16 protein-coding genes and 1 pseudogene are annotated in these 17,754 nt (G+C 56.5%); 7 read left to right on the forward strand and 10 right to left on the reverse strand.

Annotation, left to right across the window (positions count from 1 at the left end):
- The first annotated feature begins 374 nt into the window (after nucleotides 1-374).
- The 5 genes from ACRTGH_RS02055 to ACRTGH_RS02075 all read left to right on the forward strand — a co-directional run bounded on the left by ACRTGH_RS02055 (nucleotide 375) and on the right by ACRTGH_RS02075 (nucleotide 7,619).
- Complete coding sequence (locus tag ACRTGH_RS02055; RefSeq protein ID WP_368847123.1) at nucleotides 375-1,151, forward strand: MurR/RpiR family transcriptional regulator; 777 nt, start codon at nucleotides 375-377, stop codon at nucleotides 1,149-1,151.
- 414 nt (nucleotides 1,152-1,565) lie between these two features.
- A complete protein-coding gene (locus tag ACRTGH_RS02060; RefSeq protein WP_368847122.1) occupies nucleotides 1,566-3,677 on the forward strand; it encodes an alpha-glucoside-specific PTS transporter subunit IIBC in 2,112 nt (703 codons plus the stop codon).
- 63 nt (nucleotides 3,678-3,740) lie between these two features.
- Nucleotides 3,741-5,402 carry a glycoside hydrolase family 13 protein gene (locus ACRTGH_RS02065; RefSeq protein ID WP_368847121.1) on the forward strand — a complete coding sequence of 554 codons (1,662 nt, stop codon included), beginning with the start codon at nucleotides 3,741-3,743 and terminating at the stop codon, nucleotides 5,400-5,402.
- Nucleotides 5,402-6,175: an HAD-IIB family hydrolase gene (locus ACRTGH_RS02070; protein ID WP_368847120.1), complete on the forward strand. Its 774-nt coding sequence runs from the start codon at nucleotides 5,402-5,404 to the stop codon at nucleotides 6,173-6,175. The genes ACRTGH_RS02065 and ACRTGH_RS02070 overlap by 1 nt, the downstream gene beginning before the upstream one ends.
- Nucleotides 6,176-6,332: 157 nt before the next feature.
- On the forward strand, nucleotides 6,333-7,619 hold the full coding sequence (locus ACRTGH_RS02075; protein ID WP_368847144.1) for a hexokinase family protein: 1,287 nt from the start codon (nucleotides 6,333-6,335) through the stop codon (nucleotides 7,617-7,619).
- Nucleotides 7,620-7,952: 333 nt separating this feature from the next.
- On the opposite strand, the gene ACRTGH_RS02080 is transcribed toward ACRTGH_RS02075, so the two are convergent.
- Nucleotides 7,953-8,840, reverse strand: a complete 888-nt coding sequence (locus ACRTGH_RS02080) for an Rpn family recombination-promoting nuclease/putative transposase (RefSeq protein WP_368847119.1) — start codon at nucleotides 8,838-8,840, stop codon at nucleotides 7,953-7,955.
- A gap of 167 nt (nucleotides 8,841-9,007) precedes the next feature.
- Here ACRTGH_RS02080 and ACRTGH_RS02085 point away from each other — a divergent pair, with 167 nt between their 5' ends.
- Complete coding sequence (locus ACRTGH_RS02085) at nucleotides 9,008-9,307, forward strand: maltose acetyltransferase domain-containing protein (RefSeq protein WP_368847118.1); 300 nt, start codon at nucleotides 9,008-9,010, stop codon at nucleotides 9,305-9,307.
- 92 nt (nucleotides 9,308-9,399) lie between these two features.
- Nucleotides 9,400-9,502, forward strand: a pseudogene (locus tag ACRTGH_RS02090) (DapH/DapD/GlmU-related protein); the annotation flags it as partial.
- Between the two features lie 118 nt (nucleotides 9,503-9,620).
- Here ACRTGH_RS02090 and ACRTGH_RS02095 read toward each other — a convergent pair.
- The 9 genes from ACRTGH_RS02095 to trpE form a co-directional block, all read right to left on the reverse strand.
- Nucleotides 9,621-9,905, reverse strand: coding sequence for a type II toxin-antitoxin system YafQ family toxin (locus ACRTGH_RS02095; RefSeq protein ID WP_368847116.1), 285 nt, complete (start codon nucleotides 9,903-9,905; stop codon nucleotides 9,621-9,623).
- Nucleotides 9,902-10,177: a type II toxin-antitoxin system RelB/DinJ family antitoxin gene (locus ACRTGH_RS02100; RefSeq protein ID WP_368847115.1), complete on the reverse strand. Its 276-nt coding sequence runs from the start codon at nucleotides 10,175-10,177 to the stop codon at nucleotides 9,902-9,904. The genes ACRTGH_RS02095 and ACRTGH_RS02100 overlap by 4 nt, the downstream gene beginning before the upstream one ends.
- Before the next feature lie 136 nt (nucleotides 10,178-10,313).
- Entirely contained in the window at nucleotides 10,314-12,818 is a 2,505-nt protein-coding gene (locus ACRTGH_RS02105; RefSeq protein WP_368847143.1) for an excinuclease ABC subunit UvrA, read from the reverse strand.
- A gap of 37 nt (nucleotides 12,819-12,855) precedes the next feature.
- Complete coding sequence (locus tag ACRTGH_RS02110) at nucleotides 12,856-13,302, reverse strand: hypothetical protein (protein ID WP_368847114.1); 447 nt, start codon at nucleotides 13,300-13,302, stop codon at nucleotides 12,856-12,858.
- Between the two features lie 23 nt (nucleotides 13,303-13,325).
- Nucleotides 13,326-14,228: a restriction endonuclease gene (locus ACRTGH_RS02115; protein WP_368847113.1), complete on the reverse strand. Its 903-nt coding sequence runs from the start codon at nucleotides 14,226-14,228 to the stop codon at nucleotides 13,326-13,328.
- Nucleotides 14,229-14,250: 22 nt separating this feature from the next.
- Nucleotides 14,251-14,889, reverse strand: a complete 639-nt coding sequence (locus tag ACRTGH_RS02120; protein WP_368847112.1) for a helix-turn-helix domain-containing protein — start codon at nucleotides 14,887-14,889, stop codon at nucleotides 14,251-14,253.
- Nucleotides 14,867-15,538, reverse strand: a complete 672-nt coding sequence (locus ACRTGH_RS02125) for a DUF3990 domain-containing protein (protein WP_368847111.1) — start codon at nucleotides 15,536-15,538, stop codon at nucleotides 14,867-14,869. Before ACRTGH_RS02125 ends, ACRTGH_RS02120 begins: the two co-directional genes overlap by 23 nt.
- Nucleotides 15,539-15,702: 164 nt before the next feature.
- Entirely contained in the window at nucleotides 15,703-16,272 is a 570-nt protein-coding gene (locus ACRTGH_RS02130) for an anthranilate synthase component II (RefSeq protein WP_368847110.1), read from the reverse strand.
- Complete coding sequence (trpE, locus tag ACRTGH_RS02135) at nucleotides 16,256-17,752, reverse strand: anthranilate synthase component I (protein ID WP_438474840.1); 1,497 nt, start codon at nucleotides 17,750-17,752, stop codon at nucleotides 16,256-16,258. The genes ACRTGH_RS02130 and trpE overlap by 17 nt, the downstream gene beginning before the upstream one ends.
- Nucleotides 17,753-17,754: the final 2 nt, after the last annotated feature.

Genomic DNA, 17,754 nt, shown 5'->3' on the forward strand with positions numbered 1-17,754 from the left:
AAAATATGATTCCTCCTTGTGCACCAGAGGAGCGCCGTCCCACTTGCCCCTCTCCTCTCCGGCCTCGGCAGCTCCATGCTTTGGCCGTTTTCATCACCTTTTGCAGGCAATGAAATTCAATTTCATAAAGCAAATCATACCACTTAACGAGGGTTATTGTTCAGTCCTTTTTTCATACATTTCAAAAACGCAGGGACGTAAACCTTAAGGAAATGCGCAGGTTTTCTTCATGTAAAATATTTCTCGGTGGAGGCTGCAGAAAAAGAAAGAGCCCTATCCCCTATAATGTATGCTCCAAAATTGACGAACCCTTTGCAGTATCTTATAATTTTATTGAAACTATCTCTATCGCTGTACGGGAAAGGAGTGTTTTTATGCGTCTGGCAGAACGCATCAATATGCATTTGCAGGAGCTCGGCGAGGCGGACAGGAGCATCTGGCGCTTTATTGACAACCACAAGGAAACCGCCTGCCACACCTCGATTCACGAGCTTTCCCGTGCGTGCGCCGTTTCGAGCGCCTCGGTCGTGCGCTTCGCGCAGAAGCTCGGCTTCGAGGGATTCGGCGAGATGAAGGCACTGCTCAAGATGGAACTGGAGGCAGGCGCTGTGCCGGAGCGCGATGTCACGAAGGCGCTCGGCCGCTTCTACGACCAGACGTGGCGCGAGCTCATGGGGCGCGACTACAGCCGCGCGAGCCGTCTGATGCATGAGGCGCACCGGGTCTTTGCCTACGCCTCGGGCTATGTGCAGAACAATGTCATGCAGGAGTTCAAACGCCTTTTTCTTTATGACAATATCTTTGTCTGCGAGATCGCGGGACGCGAGGAGTTCTATTCTGTCTATCAGACGGCAGGGCCGGACGATCTCTTCGTCTTCATCTCGCTTTCGGGAGAATCCGAGCGTGTCAAGGAGTTTTCCGAACAGCTGAATCTCAAGGGTGTGCCGCTGCTCGCCATCACGCAGATGCAGCACAACACGCTCGCAAGCCGCTCGACGGAAAACCTCTACATCATGCCCGCCCAGTTTAACCTGCCCGAGAACGAGGCGCGGCTTCAGTTCAAGTCGATGCTCGCCTACTTCCTGCTGCTTGAGATCTGGTACGTCCATTACCGCCTGTACCGTGGGAAGCAGGAGGAGATTTCAACGTAAGTTACACGCACAAACGTACACTTCGTGGACATTGTCCTCACGCCCTTACAGAAGCCTGGCCAATCGGTCTGCGCCTTCGGCTTGACCTCTTGGGGCTTCTTGTAAGCTTTCAGGACATATGTTCAGCCGCCACGTGAAACGGCTCGGGGGCTTTTGATTCCGTCTCCTGCTCCGGCACATCACAACATCGTGCTGTACATATGTCCTCACGCCCTTACAGAAGCCTGGCCAATCGGTCTGCGCCTTCGGCTTGACCTCTTGGGGCTTCTTGTAACAAGTTTCATCCGCTGTACTTCCTTCCATTTTTCGTACATAGCACCCAAATGCCACAAAACACTTGCTTTTGCGGCGTTTTTTTATTATGGTATAGATAACGGTTTTACCTTATATCAAAACATTCAAGGAGGCAGGCTCATGTCAATCAGCAAAGATGTCTTTATGCAGAACATGCAGCGGTTTGGCGGCGCGATGTATACGCCCGTCATCCTGTTCGCGTTCTTCGGTCTGACGGTGGCGGTGTCCATTGTCTGCAAGAACACGGGGCTTCTCGGCGCAATCGCCGCCGAAGGCACGCTATGGTACGATTTCTGGTACATCGTCGAGCAGGGCGCGTGGACGGTGTTCGCGCAGATGCCGATTCTCTTCGCCATCGCCGTGCCCATCGGCTTCGCGAAGAAGGAGCCCGCGCGCTGCGCCATGGAATCCTTCGTCATCTACATGCTCTTCAACTACTTCATCTCGGCCATCCTCACGCTGCACGGCAGCGCATTCGGCGTTGATTACAGCCAGGCGGCGGGCGCCGGCACGGGACTTGCCATGATCGCGAACGTCAAGACGCTCGACATGGGCATGCTCGGCGCGATCTTCATCGCGTGCTGCACGGCGTATCTGCACAACCACTTCTACGACACGAACATCCCCGATTGGCTCGGCATTTTCAAAGGCCCTGCCTTCGTCGTCGCCGTCGGCTTCGCCGTCATGATCCCGATGGCTCTCATCTTCTGCTGCGTCTGGCCGATGGTACAGCACGCAATCGAGCAGTTCCAGTTCTTCCTCAAGACGAGCGGCATCGTCGGCGTCTGGGCGTACACGTTCTCGGAGAAGATCCTGCTGCCCGCCGGCCTCCATCACTTCATCTACCTGCCGTTCATGTTCGGCCCTGCCGTCGTCGACGGCGGCATCCAAGCCTACTGGCTCGGCCACATCAACGACTTCATGACGAACGCGCAGTCACTCCGCGACCTCTTCCCCGAGGGCGGCTTCGCGCTGCACGGCAGCGGCAAGGTCTTCGGCCTGCCGGGCGCAGCGCTCGCCATCTACGCCTGCGCCAAGCCTGAAAAGCGCAAGAAGACGGCAGCTCTCCTGATACCCGCGACGATCACGGCGATGCTCTGCGGCATCACGGAGCCTCTGGAATTCACCTTCCTTTTTGTCGCGCCTCTGCTTTATCTGCTGCACGCCATTCTCTCGGCGACGCTTTCGGCAACGCTCTACGCCATCGGGCTTTCGGGCAACTTCGGCGGCGGTCTCATCGACTGCTTCGTGCAGAACTGGATTCCTCTTTTCTCCTACCACTATGCGACATACCTCACGCAGATCGGCGTCGGCCTGTGCTTCACCGCCATCTACTTCTTCGTCTTCCGCGCTGTCATCCGCTTCAAGGATTACAAGACGCCGGGCAGGACGGACGACGACGTCGAGGACAAGCTCTTCACGAAAGCCGACTACAAGGCGAAGCAGACCGGCGATACCGCCGGCGATGAAGCCGCTCCCGGCATGAAGCTGGACGAGCGCGATGTGAAGGCGAGGGTCTTCCTCGAAGGGCTCGGCGGCGCAGCAAATATCAAGGATGTCACAAACTGCGCGACGCGCCTGCGCGTGACGGTGGAGAATCCCGACCTCGTACAGTCAGTCGCCGTATTCACCCGAGCGGGCGCACACGGCCTCGTACGAAACGGACATGCGTTCCAGGTCATCGTCGGCCTCTCCGTGCCGCAGGTGCGCGAGCGCTTCGAGGCGCTGCTTTCCGCCCCGGCCTCCGACAAGACGGAAGTCGCCGTCGGCACGGAAAAATCCCTCTCCTTCGCGGCGGTTGCGGACGGCAAGGTCATCGACATGAGCGAAGTCAAGGACGAGATGTTCTCGCAGAAGATGATGGGCGACGGCGTCGCCGTCGAGCCGACGGGAAATCTCGTCGTCGCGCCCGCCGACGCCGAGGTCACGATGGTCATGGAGGATTCGCTGCACGCCGTCGGACTGCGTCTCGCGAACGGCGCGGAAATGCTCATCCACATCGGCGTCGACACGGTGAAACTCGGCGGCAAGGGCTTCGAGCTCCTTGTCAAAGCAGGCGACCATGTCGGCCAAGGCGCGCCGCTCGTGAAGTTTGACCGCGCCACGATCAAGGAAGCAGGCTATCAGGACACGGTCATCATGGCGGTGACGAATTCGGGCGAATACCCGCTGATGAAGAAGCATACGGGCATGACGGCCGAAGCCGGCAAGACGGACGTCCTGACCTTCTGACGCACGGCAAATCTCGCAGCCCCCTGCCCGCACGGCAGGGGGCTGAATGGAAAGGAAAAACGCATGAAAGCAACGCATTGGTGGCAGAACACCGCCGTCTACCAGATTTATCCGAAGAGCTTCAACGACACGCGCGGCAAGGGCACGGGTGATATTCGCGGCATCACGGAAAAGCTCGACTATCTGAAGTCGCTCGGCGCAGGCGCGCTCTGGCTCACGCCCGTCTATCCGTCGCCCATGGTCGACAACGGCTACGACATCAGCGACTACTGCGATATCGACCCGTCCTTCGGCACGCTCGCCGATATGGAGGAGCTGATCGCCGAGGCCAAAAAGCGCGACATGCGCATCGTCATGGATCTCGTCTACAACCACACCTCTGATCAACACCCGTGGTTCTTGGAGTCGAAGAAGAGCCGCACGAACGCGAAGAGCGACTGGTACATCTGGCGCGACGCGAAGGAGGACGGCAGCGCGCCTACGAACTGGCGCGGCATCTTCGGCGGCTCCGCCTGGACGTACAGCGAGGAGCGCGGCCAATACTATCTGCACACCTTCGCCGAGGCGCAGCCCGACCTCAACTGGGAAACCCCCGAGGTCAGAGAAGCGCTCTTCGCCGCCGCAAACTTCTGGCTCGCAAAGGGCGTCGGCGGCTTCCGCATCGACGCCATCACTTACATCAAAAAGCCCGCCGTCTTCACAGACGGCGAGCCGGACGCGGCGGACGGCATGACGAGCGTCCACGATATGACGGCGAACACGCCGGGCATCCTCGACTTCCTGCACGAGTTCCGCGCACGCGTCTTCGACGGGCACGACATCTTCACCGTCGGCGAAGCGAACGGCGTCACGCCCGAGGAACTGCCTCTGTGGGTCGGCGAAAACGGCGTCTTCTCCATGCTCTTCGAGTTCAGCCACGTCCTCGTGCCCTACGAGGGCGGCGAATGCTGGCACAAAGCGCAGCCGTGGCCTCTAACGAAGCTCAAGCGCGCGCTCACGGCGAGCCAGCACGCCACCGCCAAGGAAGGATGGTTTCCCATCTACTTCGAGAACCACGACCGCGCACGCTCCGTCGATTACTTCTTCCCGAAGGGTGCGGACAAGAAGCTCGCGGCAAAGGCGCTCGCCGCCGTCCTCTTCACGCTGCGCGGCACGCCCTTCATCTACGAGGGCGAAGAACTCGGCATGACGAACGTGGCTTGGGATTCCATTGACGCCTACGACGACATTTCATCGCACGGCCAGTACGCGCTCGCTTTGGAAGATGGTTTCTCCAAGGAGGAAGCGCTGGGCTTTGTCCACTTCAACAGCCGCGACAACGCACGCACGCCGATGCAGTGGACGGCAGAAAAACATGCGGGCTTCACGAGCGGCACGCCGTGGCTTCCCGTCAACGAGAACTATCGCACGCTCAACGCCGCTGCCGAGGAAGAGGCGGCGGACTCCGTGCTGCACTTCTACCGCCATCTCGCCAAGCTGCGCGAGACAATTCCAACGCTTTTGGATGGCGTATATGAAGAGCTTCTTGCGGAAAACGAGCAAATCTATGCGTTCTCGCGCACACTGGAAAAGACGCGCATCAAGACGGCAGTCAACTTCAGCACGGAAGACGCGGCGCTTCCTGCAGGCTTCCTCCGCGGCACGCGCCTTGCCGGAAGCTATGCGGACGCACCGACGACTTCGCTTCGCCCATTGGAAGCTGTGATTTACGAGGAGGAAATATGATGAAGGTAGCTGCGAGCGATTACGACGGGACGCTCTTTCGGAAGGGAAAAATCGACGAAGAAACACTGCAAGGCGTCCGGAAGTGGCGTGCGGCCGGCAACAAGTTCGGCGTCATCTCGGGGCGCGACTACGGCATGCTCGTGCCGCAGCTCCGCGCTTTCGGACTGGAATTCGACTACACGGTCTGCAACAACGGCGGCATCATCCGCGACGCAGAAGAGACGGTGCGCTTCCAAGCCGAGATCGACCCCGCCGCCCTCGTCGCCATCGCCGAGGAACCATTGGCGCAGAAGTCCTTCCACTTCGCCTTTTCCGCGGCAGATGTCACATACCTCTGCCACCATTCGGAAGGCTCATGGATCGAGCGCGAGGCAAAGGAATGGGACTTCCCCATCATCTACATTGAGGAATCTGAGATCGGCACGCTCACGAAGATCCAGCAGTTCTCCATGGGCTTCCCGCTGCCCGCCGAATCCGACGCCTGCGCTGCGGTACTCAACGCAAGGCTTGGCGCGAAGATCCACGCCTACCCCAACGCCTGCAGCCTTGACATCACGCCCACAGGCATCGGCAAGGATCAAGGCATACGCACGCTGCTGTCCACCATGGGCTGGGACGGCGCAGAAGTTTTTGCCATCGGCGATGAGACGAACGATTTGCCGATGCTCAAAGCCTTCGACGGTTATACGCTGACGACAGCACGAGAAGAAATCCAAAAGCAGGCAAAAGAGGCTTTCCCAAGCGTCGGCGCGATGCTGCTGACCTGTCTGTAAGGCAAGCCCGAAGGGCGCAGCCGCACAGGAAACAGGTCGCATGTGAAAACGTCCCAAGAACGCGAGCCAAAGGCGAAGCGCGATTGGCTGACGTTGACCACTCAGGGGTTCGCTCAGCGGCGAAACCCTCATTATTAAAGGAGGAGCAGCCATGACCATGACCATGGACAAGAAGAAATACGACGAGGTGCTCGCCGCCTTCAGCATCAGCGACGAGGAACTGCAGAAAGTCTCTACCGACTTCGAGTCGGAGATGCAGGCGGGGCTCAATGGCGAAGCTTCCACGCTGCGCATGCTGCGCTCCTACGTCGCCCTGCCGACGGGGAAGGAAATCGGCGATTTCCTTGCGCTCGACTTCGGCGGCACGAACGTACGCGCCCTGCACATCCTCCTGCACGGAGGCGGCAGGTACCAGGTCATCAAGAAGGCGGCGAAGCCCCTGACCGCGCCGGGTGTCTACGACTATGTGGCAGAAAGCGCCACTGCCGAGGAGATGTTCGACTTCCTCGCCGAACTCATCGACGAGGCCATCGAGAGCAATCGCTCGACGACGTACCTGCTCGGCCACACCTTCTCCTTCCCGTCAGTGCAGACCAACCTCTACAATGCCAAGCTCATCACTTGGACGAAGGAGTTCGCGACGCAGGGCGTCGAAGGCAAGGTCGTCAACGACCTGCTGAAGGAAGCCCTCGCACGGCGCGGTGCACGAAACGTCATCCCCGTCGCCGTCATCAACGACACTGTCGCCACGCTCCTCGCCGCCGCCTACAAGAAACCAAACGCCTACATCGGCTCGATTTACGCCACGGGACAGAACACCTGCTACTTCGAGGAGTTCGCAGACGGCTCCGAGACGCCCACCGTCATCAACATGGAGTCGGGGGGCTTCGGCAAGCTGCGCCCGACGAAGTATGACATGCGCATCGACGAAATCTCCGAAAAGCCAGGCGCACAGCACCTGGAAAAGATGGTGTCGGGACGCTACCTCGGCGAGATTTACGGGCACGCGCTCGCCGACCTCCTCGGCAGGGACGATCCGTTCTCCTTCACGAGCATCGACCTTTCCACGATCGTCGCCGATGCCTACCTCGACCGCCACGAAGCTGCCGCCATCCTCGAAGAAAAGACAGGAGAGAAGTTCAACGCGCTTGAGCTGAACCTGCTGCAGGATCTCGCGGGCGTCATCATCGCCCGCTCCGCCCGCCTCGTCGCCGCGACCTTCGCAGGCATCGTGCGCCACTGCGCACATGGTGGGGCGATCAAGGAGCAGCACATCGCCATCGACGGTTCCGTCTACGAGAAGATGCCCCTCGTCGCCGAAAACCTCAAGAAAGCACTCGTGGATCTCCTCGGCAACGAGGCCGAAAAGATCCACATTATCCTTGAAAATACCGGCTCCGCCCTCGGCGCCGCCCTCGCTGCCGCCATGACGGTGGAAGGGTAACGGAGGAAAGACTCAACACCATGCAAAGAAAGCCGGCTCAAATCTTCGTTAGCATTTACAATTTTGAATAAAACCCTCGTTTCCCGCGCACTGTAAGACAAAAAGACAGTCGTTCGGAAATCCCGTTCGACTGCCTTTTCCTTATTTTGCTTCGTCTAAGCCGCGTTTCTTAAAACTCGTACTGCGTCCACATGCCGATAACCTTAACGCTCGTTTCTTCCTCACAAAAACGGACGGATATGCGCTCCACTGCGTATGCCCGTCCGTTTTCCTTATTTCGTAAAGAATTGACCAAAGATCAGCCGACAAAACAGCCTCCTGCACACATACGTCTTACTGCATCACCGCCTGCAGCTGCAGCAAATATTCCATCGTGCAGCCCGTCCGCTTGGAGATTTCCGGCAGCGGCACATTCGCGCGCAGAAGAGGGAAAATCTGCAGCATCATCTGCTGCGTTTCCGCCTTCCCTTCAAGTCTGCCTTCAAGTCTGCCTTCAAGTTTTCCTTCAAGTTTTCCTTCAAGTTTTCCTTCAAGTTTTCCCTCACGAAATCCTTCTTTGCGTTCTTCCATCATTTTCATAGCGAAAGTCATATAACTCACCCTCTCCTGTTCTTCACTCTTAACTTTTTGTATCTCCTGCTCAATCTCCTGAACCAAGCTATTGTCCGAAACCACCCCATCGACATATTGCAGGAATGCTATGATCTCGGAATCCACATCGCCGATCACGCCTTTCGTGTTGAGGAAAATTTTTGTCGCGCCATCCTTCAGCCTTAAATCTTTGTTTTCCAAGCAAAGATTCTCAAACGTATAGATATAGCGACCTTCATCAAAAGGATCAAACGGACAGATGAAGATGATGATCGTCTTGTTCAAATCATCGTAATCGGCTCCCGCTGCAAGAAGATCCGCATCCATCATCGACTGGTAATAACGCGTCCGTTTAAAGAGTGCGTCTCCTTCCAATCGCCGCACCTGCATCTCGATATTATATACCGTCTCTTTCTCATCACGCACATAAACATCCAAGCGGATGCCCTTGCTGCTGTACTGCGTCTTCATGGATTTTTCAGTCTCAAGATAGCGAATCTTTCTAATTTTCATACGAAGTGTGCGCTCTAGTAATTTTTTGCAAATGCGCTTGCGGCGCATGATAAGTTTGAACATATAATCATCGCGAATCGTCAGTTCTTCCCACGGCTTGATGGCATATCTTTCCATCCCTTCACCTCCCGATCTGACTTCTTTTCTTTATTGTATCATGAACGCCCGCGAGGTCAAGTGTGCCGAACGCTGAATATATTCTCTTCATTTCAATTATTCAAAAACAATGCTAGGATAGAAGCCGTAAGCATTATCCGAAAACCAAAAGACCGAAGGAAAACAACATGACGGAACCGGAAAAACTCGATGCCGGACTCACCTACGACTTTTGGAATGAAGGCGTGAACGGGCGCAAGCTTCGCGCCATCGCTCTATGCGCAAAGCTGAACGTCATCCCGATGACGGACGAGGCGGCGCGTGCGCCAGTGATTCGCGAACTCTTCGCGGAAGCGGGCGAAAACACCTCCGTTCTGACGGGATTCAACTGCGATTACGGTCTGCACATCCGCGTCGGCAAGCAATTCCTGGCGAACTACAATGTGACCTCCTCGACATCATGCCCGTCACCATCGGCGACTATGTGATGATCAGCCCGAACACATTGATCTCCACGGTCAACCACCTGATATCACAGCGAGACCGGCGCGCGCACCTCGATATCGGCAAGTCCGTCGCCATCGGCAGCGACATCTGGATCGGCGGCAACGTCACAATCCTTCCCGGCGTCACGATTGGCAATAACGTCATCATCGCTGCCGGCGCCGTCGTGACGAAGGACATCCCCGACAACTGCCTCGCCGGCAGCGTGTCGGCAAGGAAAATCCGCGCTATTGAAATGCTATCTAAAAGCAAAATACCCCGCAGGGTCAAACGACCTTGTGGGGCATTTCCATCATCTCAGTTTCCAAACAATTCGCTATGTGTTCCCGTCCTTGCCAATGTTAACACAAGCACATCATTTTCAATTCGATAGATGAGCAGCCACTCCCGCTGAATGTGACACTCGCGATAGCCGCGCCAGCGTCCAAGCAACGCATGATCTTTATTTTTGCTCGGCAGAGATTTCCTGCGTGCCAATGCACGGATGATTTCATCAAGCAACTTAATATCAAGCCGCCGCTTCATCGCCAGCTTATAATCTTTCTTGAACTGACTTGTCCAAACAATCTCCAGCGCTTTCATGCCTTCAGTGCCTGCAGGGCTTCTTCCAGATCTGAATAGCGCTTGGCAAAAGGATCGCTCAATATATGTTCGGCTTCCATCAAGGCTGCAACAGTCTCCCGATTGGGTCGATCTACACGAACATCGAACGGGAACCCCCCCACACGGAGGGACTGCCGCAGGAACACGTTGATTGCCGTTGTCAGGTCGATGCCGAGTTCACCATACAGAGCCTCACTCCGCTCCTTCACATCACGATCCACGCAGACATTCACATCCATGACAGCAGACATACCGCTTCCCTCCTTCATCACTTTCCTATATTATACTGCTTCTCGAAATGCAAGTCTATTGTTTTCCAAAGGAAGCGCTGATAAGATGAAGTCGCCCAGATTTGCACAGATGTGTGAAGATGGGTGGCTGAATTTATCAGCGTTTCCTATAATCAAGATACCGCCCCGTGACGCTTTGCGGACTTTTCCGTATCACCTCGTGCGTGCCGCAGGCGACGATCTCACCTCCTGCTTCTCCGCCACCCGGCCCCATGTCGAGGATGTAGTCGGCGTTCCGTATGACATCGAGGTCATGCTCGATGACGATGACGGTCGCACCGCTCGCCATGAGGGTCTGGAATACGCCGAGCAGCGTCTCTACATCGAGCGGATGCAGACCGATCGTCGGCTCGTCGAAGACGAACACGGAGCCCTCCTGCCCCCTTCCCATATCGCTCGAGAGCTTCAATCGCTGCGCCTCGCCGCCCGACAGCCCCGGCGTCGCCTCGCCGAGCGTCAGATAGCCGAGGCCGAGATCGTGCAGAATCTGAAGCCGCCGCTGCACCGCCTTCAAATCGCCGCAAAGTTCCAGCGCCTCATCGACGCTCAGCGACATCAGCTCGGGCAGAGAACAGACCTGCTTCCCCTTGCGCTGCACGCGAAGAAGATCGGCGGCTTCCTTGCGGTAGCGCGAGCCGCCGCAGTCGGGGCAGTCAATCGTGACATCGGGCAGGAATTGGACATCGAGGCTGATCGAGCCTGTTCCGTCGCACGTCGGACAGCGAAGCTTCCCCGTGTTGTAGGAAAAATCCCCCGCCTTATAGCCATGCGCCTTCGCCGCCTCTGTACGCGCATAAATCTTTCGCAGCTCGTCGTGCACGTTCGCATAGGTGGCGACGGTAGAACGCACGTTGGCGCCGATCGGCACAGCGTCGATCAGCCGCACCTGCCGCACGCCGTCAGCGGCGATTTCTCGAACGTGCGCGGGAAGCGCCGTGCCGCTCGCCTGTGCTTCGAGCGCCGGAATGAGGCTTTCGAGGATCAGCGTCGTCTTGCCCGAGCCGGAAACGCCGGTCACGACGCTCAGTCGTCCCAGTGGAAACACGGCGTGAAGAGGCTTCACCGTATGGATCTGCTCCGTTTTGAGCTCGATCCTGCCATGCCGGAACATACCCTCAGCCGGCGCAGGCGTATGGACGCGCACCTTTTTTCTGCCGGACAGAAAGGCGCCGATGCGCGAGTTCTCGTTCTTTTCCAGCTCCGCGAGCGTCCCCTGCGCGATGATCGTGCCGCCGCCCGCTCCCGCCTCCGGCCCCATCTCAATGAAGTGATCGGCGCTCTTCAAGACCTGCACGTCATGATCGACGAGAATGATGGAATTCCCGTCAGCCATGAGTTCCTGCATGACATGCAGCAGGCCTTCGATGTTCGACGGATGAAGTCCTATGGACGGTTCATCGAGAACGTAGAGCACGCCCGTCGTCCGATTGCGCACGGCGCGCGCAATCTGCATGCGCTGCCTTTCTCCCGTCGAGAGCGTCGATGCCGCGCGATCGAGCGCGAGGTAGCCGAGACCGAGTTCCATGAGGCGCGCCGCCGTATGCCGGAACGTCTCGCAGATGCTTTGCGCCATCGGAACCATATCCTGCGGCATCGCCCGGGAAACATCCGCGACCCACGCCGCAAGCTCCGTCAGCGTCATGCGGCAGACATCCGGCAGGGAAAGTCCCGCAAGGCGCGGCGCACGCGCTGCATCCGAGAGGCGCGTGCCGTGACACGACGGGCAGATCTCCTGGCGCAGGAATTTTTCCACGCGCTTCATGCCCTTTTCATCCTTGACCTTCGCGAGCGCATTTTCTACGGTATAAATCGCGTTGAAATAGGTGAATTCCATCTCTCCCGCCGCACCAGTCTTTTTGAGCTGATAGACCATATGCACTTTGTCGGGCGGCCCGTGAAAGACGATGTCCCTCTCTTTCGCGGTAAGCTCGCGGAACGGCACGTCCGTCCGCACGCCCAACTTCTGCGCAATCTCCTTCATCAGCGACCACATGAGCGTCTGCCACGGCAGCACCGCGCCCTCGTCGATCGAGAGAGATTCGTCGGGCACGAGCGTCGACTCATCGACGACGCGCACGATTCCCGTGCCGCCGCACGCCTCGCAGGCGCCGCCGCTGTTGAACGCCAGCTCCTCCGCACCCGGCGCGTAGAAATGCACGCCGCACGTCGGGCAAGTGATCTCCTGCTCCGCTGCGACCCTGCGTGTCGGCGGCACATAGTGACCGTTCGGGCAGCGATGGCTCGCCAGACGCGAGAACATCAGCCGCACGACGTTCAGCAGCTCCGTCGCAGTGCCGAACGTGCTGCGCATCCCGGGCACGCCCGGGCGCTGATGCAGCGCGAGCGCCGCCGGAATATAGCGCACCTCGTCGACACGCGCCTTCTCCGCCTGTGTCATGCGCCGCCTCGTGTACGTCGACAACGCTTCCAGATACCGCCGCGACCCTTCGGCGTAGAGCACGCCGAGCGCAAGCGAGGACTTCCCCGAACCCGAAACGCCCGCAACGCCGACGATCTTATGCAGCGGAATGTCAACGGATATATTCTTCAAATTATGCACGCGCGCCCCTCGGACTTCGATCGCCGCTGGCTGCTTTTCCATCACCGCACCTTGCCTCTCGTTCCTGCACACATACGTCTTACTGTATCACCGCCTGCAGCTGCAGCAAATATTCCATCGTGCAGCCCGTCCGCTTGGAGATTTCCGGCAGCGGCACGTTCGCGCGCAGGAGAGGGAAAATCTGCAGCATCATCTGCTGCGTTTCCGCCTTCCCTTCAAGTCTGCCTTCAAGTCTGCCTTCAAGTCTTCCTTCAAGTTTTCCTTCAAGTTTTCCCTCACGAAATCCTTCTTTGCGTTCTTCCATCATTTTTATAGCGAAAGTCATATAACTCACCCTCTCCTGTTCTTCACTCTTAACTTTTTGTATCTCCTGCTCAATCTCCTGGACCAAGCTATTGTCCGAAACCACCCCATCGACATATTGCAGGAATGCTATGAGCTCGGCATCCACATCGCCGATCACGCCTTTCGTGTTGAGGAAAATTTTTGTCGCGCCATCCTTCAGCCTTAAATCTTTGTTTTCCAAGCAAAGATTCTCAAACGTATAAACTACACGTTCTGGAAATACGTATCATCGACCTCATATGTCTTGACTTCTCTCACGCCAATACTATACTCTGCTAATTTCGAGATGAATTCTTCGCCATCAATGAGATCGATCTGCTGCTTGCCTGGGCTGAGTGCCTCGGCTTTCGCCGCCTGCGAAAATGTTCCCGTCGTGATGAATACGCCTTTCTCGATATCCGTTGTGAGGGAACCACGAAAATCACGAATTTCCGGTGCACCGACACTTCCTGCATACCTTTTGCATTGAAAAGCCACATTGAAACTCAAAATGCCGTTGATTTTAAGCTTGCCTGTGCCATCGATACCACCATCTCCGGATTTCTTTGTTACCTTCACATTTGAAAAGCCACACTCTCGCAGGAGCCGTTGAGAGAGACGCTCAAAACCATACGGATCCATATGCAATAAGACTGCAGAAAGATGGTCACGCCACGAAAGTTCTGTAGAAATTTCTGTGATATCTCCTTGCTCCTGTAATTGCATCTGCTCTGCCTTTTCTCGGAGTCTTTTATCTTCAAATCTTTTCTTCGGCTTCTTTGCATTTTTATCAAGGCTATGTACATAGCGAACAATTTCATCTGGATGGATAACGACCGTTTCTGGATGATTTTGGTATGTGGAAGCAATAGTCCAAACACCGCGTGAGCTATTTGTGATATAGCCGCGCTTCTTGAGGTAAGAGCGCGTCCAACTCATGCGATACGAAAGTTCAGTCGTACTTCCGTTTGTCCCATGCGGCATATCTATAGCCTCATTGGAGAGTCCCATCTTTTTGATAACGGCATCTTCAATTTCCTCAATGGTTCCCGATCCACCAAGCTCAATGAGTGCCTGCCATATAGGCTGCATGTACTCTTGATACTTGGGTACTTCTATTTTTGACATCTGATTTCCTCCATCCACGTCCTTAGGCCAACAAGTCCTCCATTCGGCAATGAAGCGCCTTGGAGAGTCTGTACACCGTAGCCGAAGCCGTCTTGTTGATATCTCTTTGCCCCTGCTCGAAAAGCTGGATTTGCCGCAGCGGCACTCCGGCCTCGGCTGCCAGCTCTGCCTGGGAAAGTCCGGCATTTCCCCGGTACTCCCGCAGCCGTGTATGCGGATGAGCCGCTTTCCGTTGCTGATTCAGCTGTTCAGCAAACTTCATGACATCCATCTCATGATAGACAGGATACATCGCGATGATTTGATCCAGAGAAACTGTCTGCAGGATTTCCATGAAAGAGATGTCTTCCAGCCATTGATAGAATGCCAATGCCCATCCTGCCCAATACTCCGGCGATTTATCCAAGTACATCGCATCGGGAACGGCAGGATATGAAATCCCGGTGTCATCCAGAATCTCCCTGACCAGCTCCGGTCCATTCACCCCCGCCACATAACGAGGATTGCCTTGAGCAAACTGCTTGGCGCTTTTCGAAACGGCCAAAGCTTTTCCAAAAACATCCGGTTCTATAGACAAGGACATCACTGCAAAGTCGACGGCATGCCCCAAAATATTCTGAGCACTGGATAAATAGATTTCATCGTAAGCGTGGATCCCCATTTGAAATCCCTTCTCTCATGATATCCAACATATAAAGCTCTTCCAGTCCTTCTGCTACAGATTTCTTCCTTCGATACTCCCGACGTGCATCCCTGTCCCGAATCGCCTTTTTTTCATACCATTTTCCAGCTTCTGCAACTTCCGCATCCACGAAACGGATGTGTTGATAAGATTTTTCGCTTTTCAGCACGATCTGTTCTCCGAGCTTTCCCAATCGCATAGCTTCCGAAAGCTTCTGCAACGATACCGCGCCCATTATAAAATCCTGCGCAAAGCTGAAATAGGAATCATCCGCACGGTAGCCAATAATGACATCGTATGGCTCGGGATCGATAAAGAAATGTTCCTGCAGGTAATCTTTGGCCTCTTCTGCGATGCTGCCATTCTGCCAATAACTTCTGTAACGGGCAAGAAGCGCCAGCCAATTCAAGATGTTGCATGGCGGCAAATTAAGGTTCAGTACCGAGAGGCCCTCCATATCCAATTCATAACAATTCGCATAACCGTCCGTATTCTTGGCACAAGCCCATTCCTTGGCCAGTTCCTTGCTTTCCGTAGTATAAAAGCCATAGCCATAGTCGTTGCTCTTTTTTCCTCCATGAAAAACGGGACGCTCGACAACATGTTCTGAACCATGGTAAACAAGCATAAACCGCCCCCCCTTCTTCACTATTAGTATATCGCTACAGGGATACATCGGTCAAGTTTCCCAAGGAACCTTTGTGCTAAGGCCGAAAAAACGCAAAAACGAGCCGCTCAAAACAGCGATTTGCATGGATACGGCAAATCGCTGTTTCTTCTCAACCCTATGCCTCAAGCCAATCCTTGCAGGAAGTTCCGCATGATCTTCTCGCCGTCGGGCGTCAGGATGGACTCGGGATGGAACTGGATTCCCTCGATGGCGTACTCCTTGTGGCGCACGCCCATGATCGTGCCGTCTTCCAGCTCGGCGGTGACGGCGAGGCAGTCGGGCAGAGATTCGCGCTCGATGATGAGCGAGTGGTAGCGGCCGACGGCCGCTTTCTCGGGCAGCCCTGCGTAAAGACCTTGCCCGTCGTGGCGGATCAGCGAAGGCTTGCCGTGCACAATCTCCTTGGCACGCACGATGCGACCGCCGAAGACTTCGCCGATCGCCTGATGGCCGAGGCAGATGCCGAGGAGCGGCACCTTGCCCTTCGCCGCTTCGATCAGCATCTCAAGATTGCCCGCATCCTTCGGCAGCCCCGGCCCCGGCGAGAGGATTACGGCCTCGTAGTGCGCCGCCAACACGTCCTCGGGCGTCACGGCATCGTTTCGCACGACCTCAACCTCTGCGCCGAGGGAAGCGAGCAGTTGATAGATATTGTATGTAAATGAATCGTAGTTGTCAAAAAGCAACAACATCGTTTTCCACCTCCTCGACAACTTCAAACAGCGCCCGCGCCTTCTGCAGAATCTCCCGATATTCGTTTTCGGGCACGGAATCCGCGACGATGCCCGCCCCCGCTTGGATCACGGCGGTTTCGTCGTTTTCGATGCGCATCGTGCGCAAGGTGATGCACATGTCCATATTGCCGTAGAAGTCCATATAGCCGACCGTGCCCGCATACGTGCCGCGCTTTACAGGCTCAAGCTCGCGGATGATCTCCATGGCGCGCAGCTTCGGCGCACCGCTGACCGTGCCTGCGGGAAATGCCGCCGCCAAGACGTCCAGAGGGCGGCATTCTTTCTTGAGCCGCCCGACGACCTCGGAGACCATGTGGAGCACATGGCTGAACTTCTCGATCTCCTTGAACTTCGTCACGCGCACGCTGCCCGCCTCGCTGATGCGCCCGATGTCGTTGCGCGCAAGGTCGACGAGCATTGCGTGCTCAGCACACTCCTTCGCGTCCGCCTTGAGCTCGGCGGCGAGCGCCGCGTCCTCCTCGTCGTTCCTGCCGCGCCGGCGCGTGCCCGCAATCGGGTAGGTGAAAATCTTGTCGCCCGCCACCTTCACGAGCATCTCGGGCGAAGCGCCGACGAGCTTGACGCTGCCGAAGTTCAGATAGAACATGTAGGGCGACGGATTGACCTGTCGCAGGCGGCGATAGAAGTGGAAGCTCGGCTTCGTGATCTTCTCGCGGAACTGGCGCGACGGCACGACTTGGAAGATGTCGCCGGCAAAGATATGCTCCTTCGCCTTTTCGACGGCGGCAATAAAATCACCGGAATCGCTTTCATACTTCGCGAGGAAGTCGAGCGGCTTCCTTCGCTTCGCAGCCGTTTTGGCGGCAGGCGCGACGGGCGCGCGCAGCCGTTCTGCAATCGTTTCCATCTTCCGCTCCGCCTCTTCGTACACAGCGTCCGCCGTTTCCTCCGTGACGCGCGCGAGATGGATGAGCCGCGCCGTATTTTTCAAGGCGTCGAAGACCACCATGTGACGGCAGACCATGAACTGGCCGAGAAGCTCGTCTTCGTCGAGCGTCATTGTGCGCACGCGGTCGAAGGTCGCGGCGATTTCGTAGTTCAGATAGCCGACCATACCGCCGTTCGCCAGCGGCAGCTCCTCGTCCTCCACCGCAGGGCGGAAGCCTTCCATATATTTTTTGAGCGTTTCCTGCGGCGTGCCGTCGAAGCATTTCATCAAATCGTTTTCGCGAATCATCAGGCGATTCTTGAAAACCTGCAGGCGAATGAACGGCTCGGCGCCGATGAACGAATAGCGCCCGAACTGCTGATGCGTCGTGTCGACGGATTCGAGGATGAAGCCCTCCGCCTCACCGACGAGCTTGCAAAAGACGGAGACGGGCGTATCGAGATCCATGGAGAGCTCCGCCGTGACGGCGATAAGATTCGCCGCCTTTGCCAATTCCTTAAAACGCGCCAACGATGGCTGCAAAGTCATCA

The sequence above is a fragment of the Selenomonas oralis genome (genome assembly GCF_051603425.1).
GTDB lineage: Bacteria > Bacillota > Negativicutes > Selenomonadales > Selenomonadaceae > Selenomonas > Selenomonas sputigena_A.

What these genes read in the sequence shown, in the direction of transcription:
- ACRTGH_RS02125 (WP_368847111.1), bottom strand. Translation starts at nt 15,538, where the DNA reads ATGCTTGTTTACCATGGTTCAGAACATGTTGTCGAGCGTCCCGTTTTT.
- ACRTGH_RS02100 (WP_368847115.1), bottom strand. Translation starts at nt 10,177, where the DNA reads ATGTCTGCTGTCATGGATGTGAATGTCTGCGTGGATCGTGATGTGAAG.
- ACRTGH_RS02120 (WP_368847112.1), bottom strand. Translation starts at nt 14,889, where the DNA reads ATGGGGATCCACGCTTACGATGAAATCTATTTATCCAGTGCTCAGAAT.
- ACRTGH_RS02080 (WP_368847119.1), bottom strand. Translation starts at nt 8,840, where the DNA reads ATGGAAAGATATGCCATCAAGCCGTGGGAAGAACTGACGATTCGCGAT.
- ACRTGH_RS02060 (WP_368847122.1), top strand. Translation starts at nt 1,566, where the DNA reads ATGTCAATCAGCAAAGATGTCTTTATGCAGAACATGCAGCGGTTTGGC.
- ACRTGH_RS02075 (WP_368847144.1), top strand. Translation starts at nt 6,333, where the DNA reads ATGACCATGGACAAGAAGAAATACGACGAGGTGCTCGCCGCCTTCAGC.
- ACRTGH_RS02065 (WP_368847121.1), top strand. Translation starts at nt 3,741, where the DNA reads ATGAAAGCAACGCATTGGTGGCAGAACACCGCCGTCTACCAGATTTAT.
- trpE (WP_438474840.1), bottom strand. Translation starts at nt 17,752, where the DNA reads ATGACTTTGCAGCCATCGTTGGCGCGTTTTAAGGAATTGGCAAAGGCG.
- ACRTGH_RS02115 (WP_368847113.1), bottom strand. Translation starts at nt 14,228, where the DNA reads ATGTCAAAAATAGAAGTACCCAAGTATCAAGAGTACATGCAGCCTATA.
- ACRTGH_RS02070 (WP_368847120.1), top strand. Translation starts at nt 5,402, where the DNA reads ATGAAGGTAGCTGCGAGCGATTACGACGGGACGCTCTTTCGGAAGGGA.
- ACRTGH_RS02095 (WP_368847116.1), bottom strand. Translation starts at nt 9,905, where the DNA reads ATGAAAGCGCTGGAGATTGTTTGGACAAGTCAGTTCAAGAAAGATTAT.
- ACRTGH_RS02130 (WP_368847110.1), bottom strand. Translation starts at nt 16,272, where the DNA reads ATGTTGTTGCTTTTTGACAACTACGATTCATTTACATACAATATCTAT.
- ACRTGH_RS02085 (WP_368847118.1), top strand. Translation starts at nt 9,008, where the DNA reads ATGACGGAACCGGAAAAACTCGATGCCGGACTCACCTACGACTTTTGG.
- ACRTGH_RS02105 (WP_368847143.1), bottom strand. Translation starts at nt 12,818, where the DNA reads ATGGAAAAGCAGCCAGCGGCGATCGAAGTCCGAGGGGCGCGCGTGCAT.
- ACRTGH_RS02055 (WP_368847123.1), top strand. Translation starts at nt 375, where the DNA reads ATGCGTCTGGCAGAACGCATCAATATGCATTTGCAGGAGCTCGGCGAG.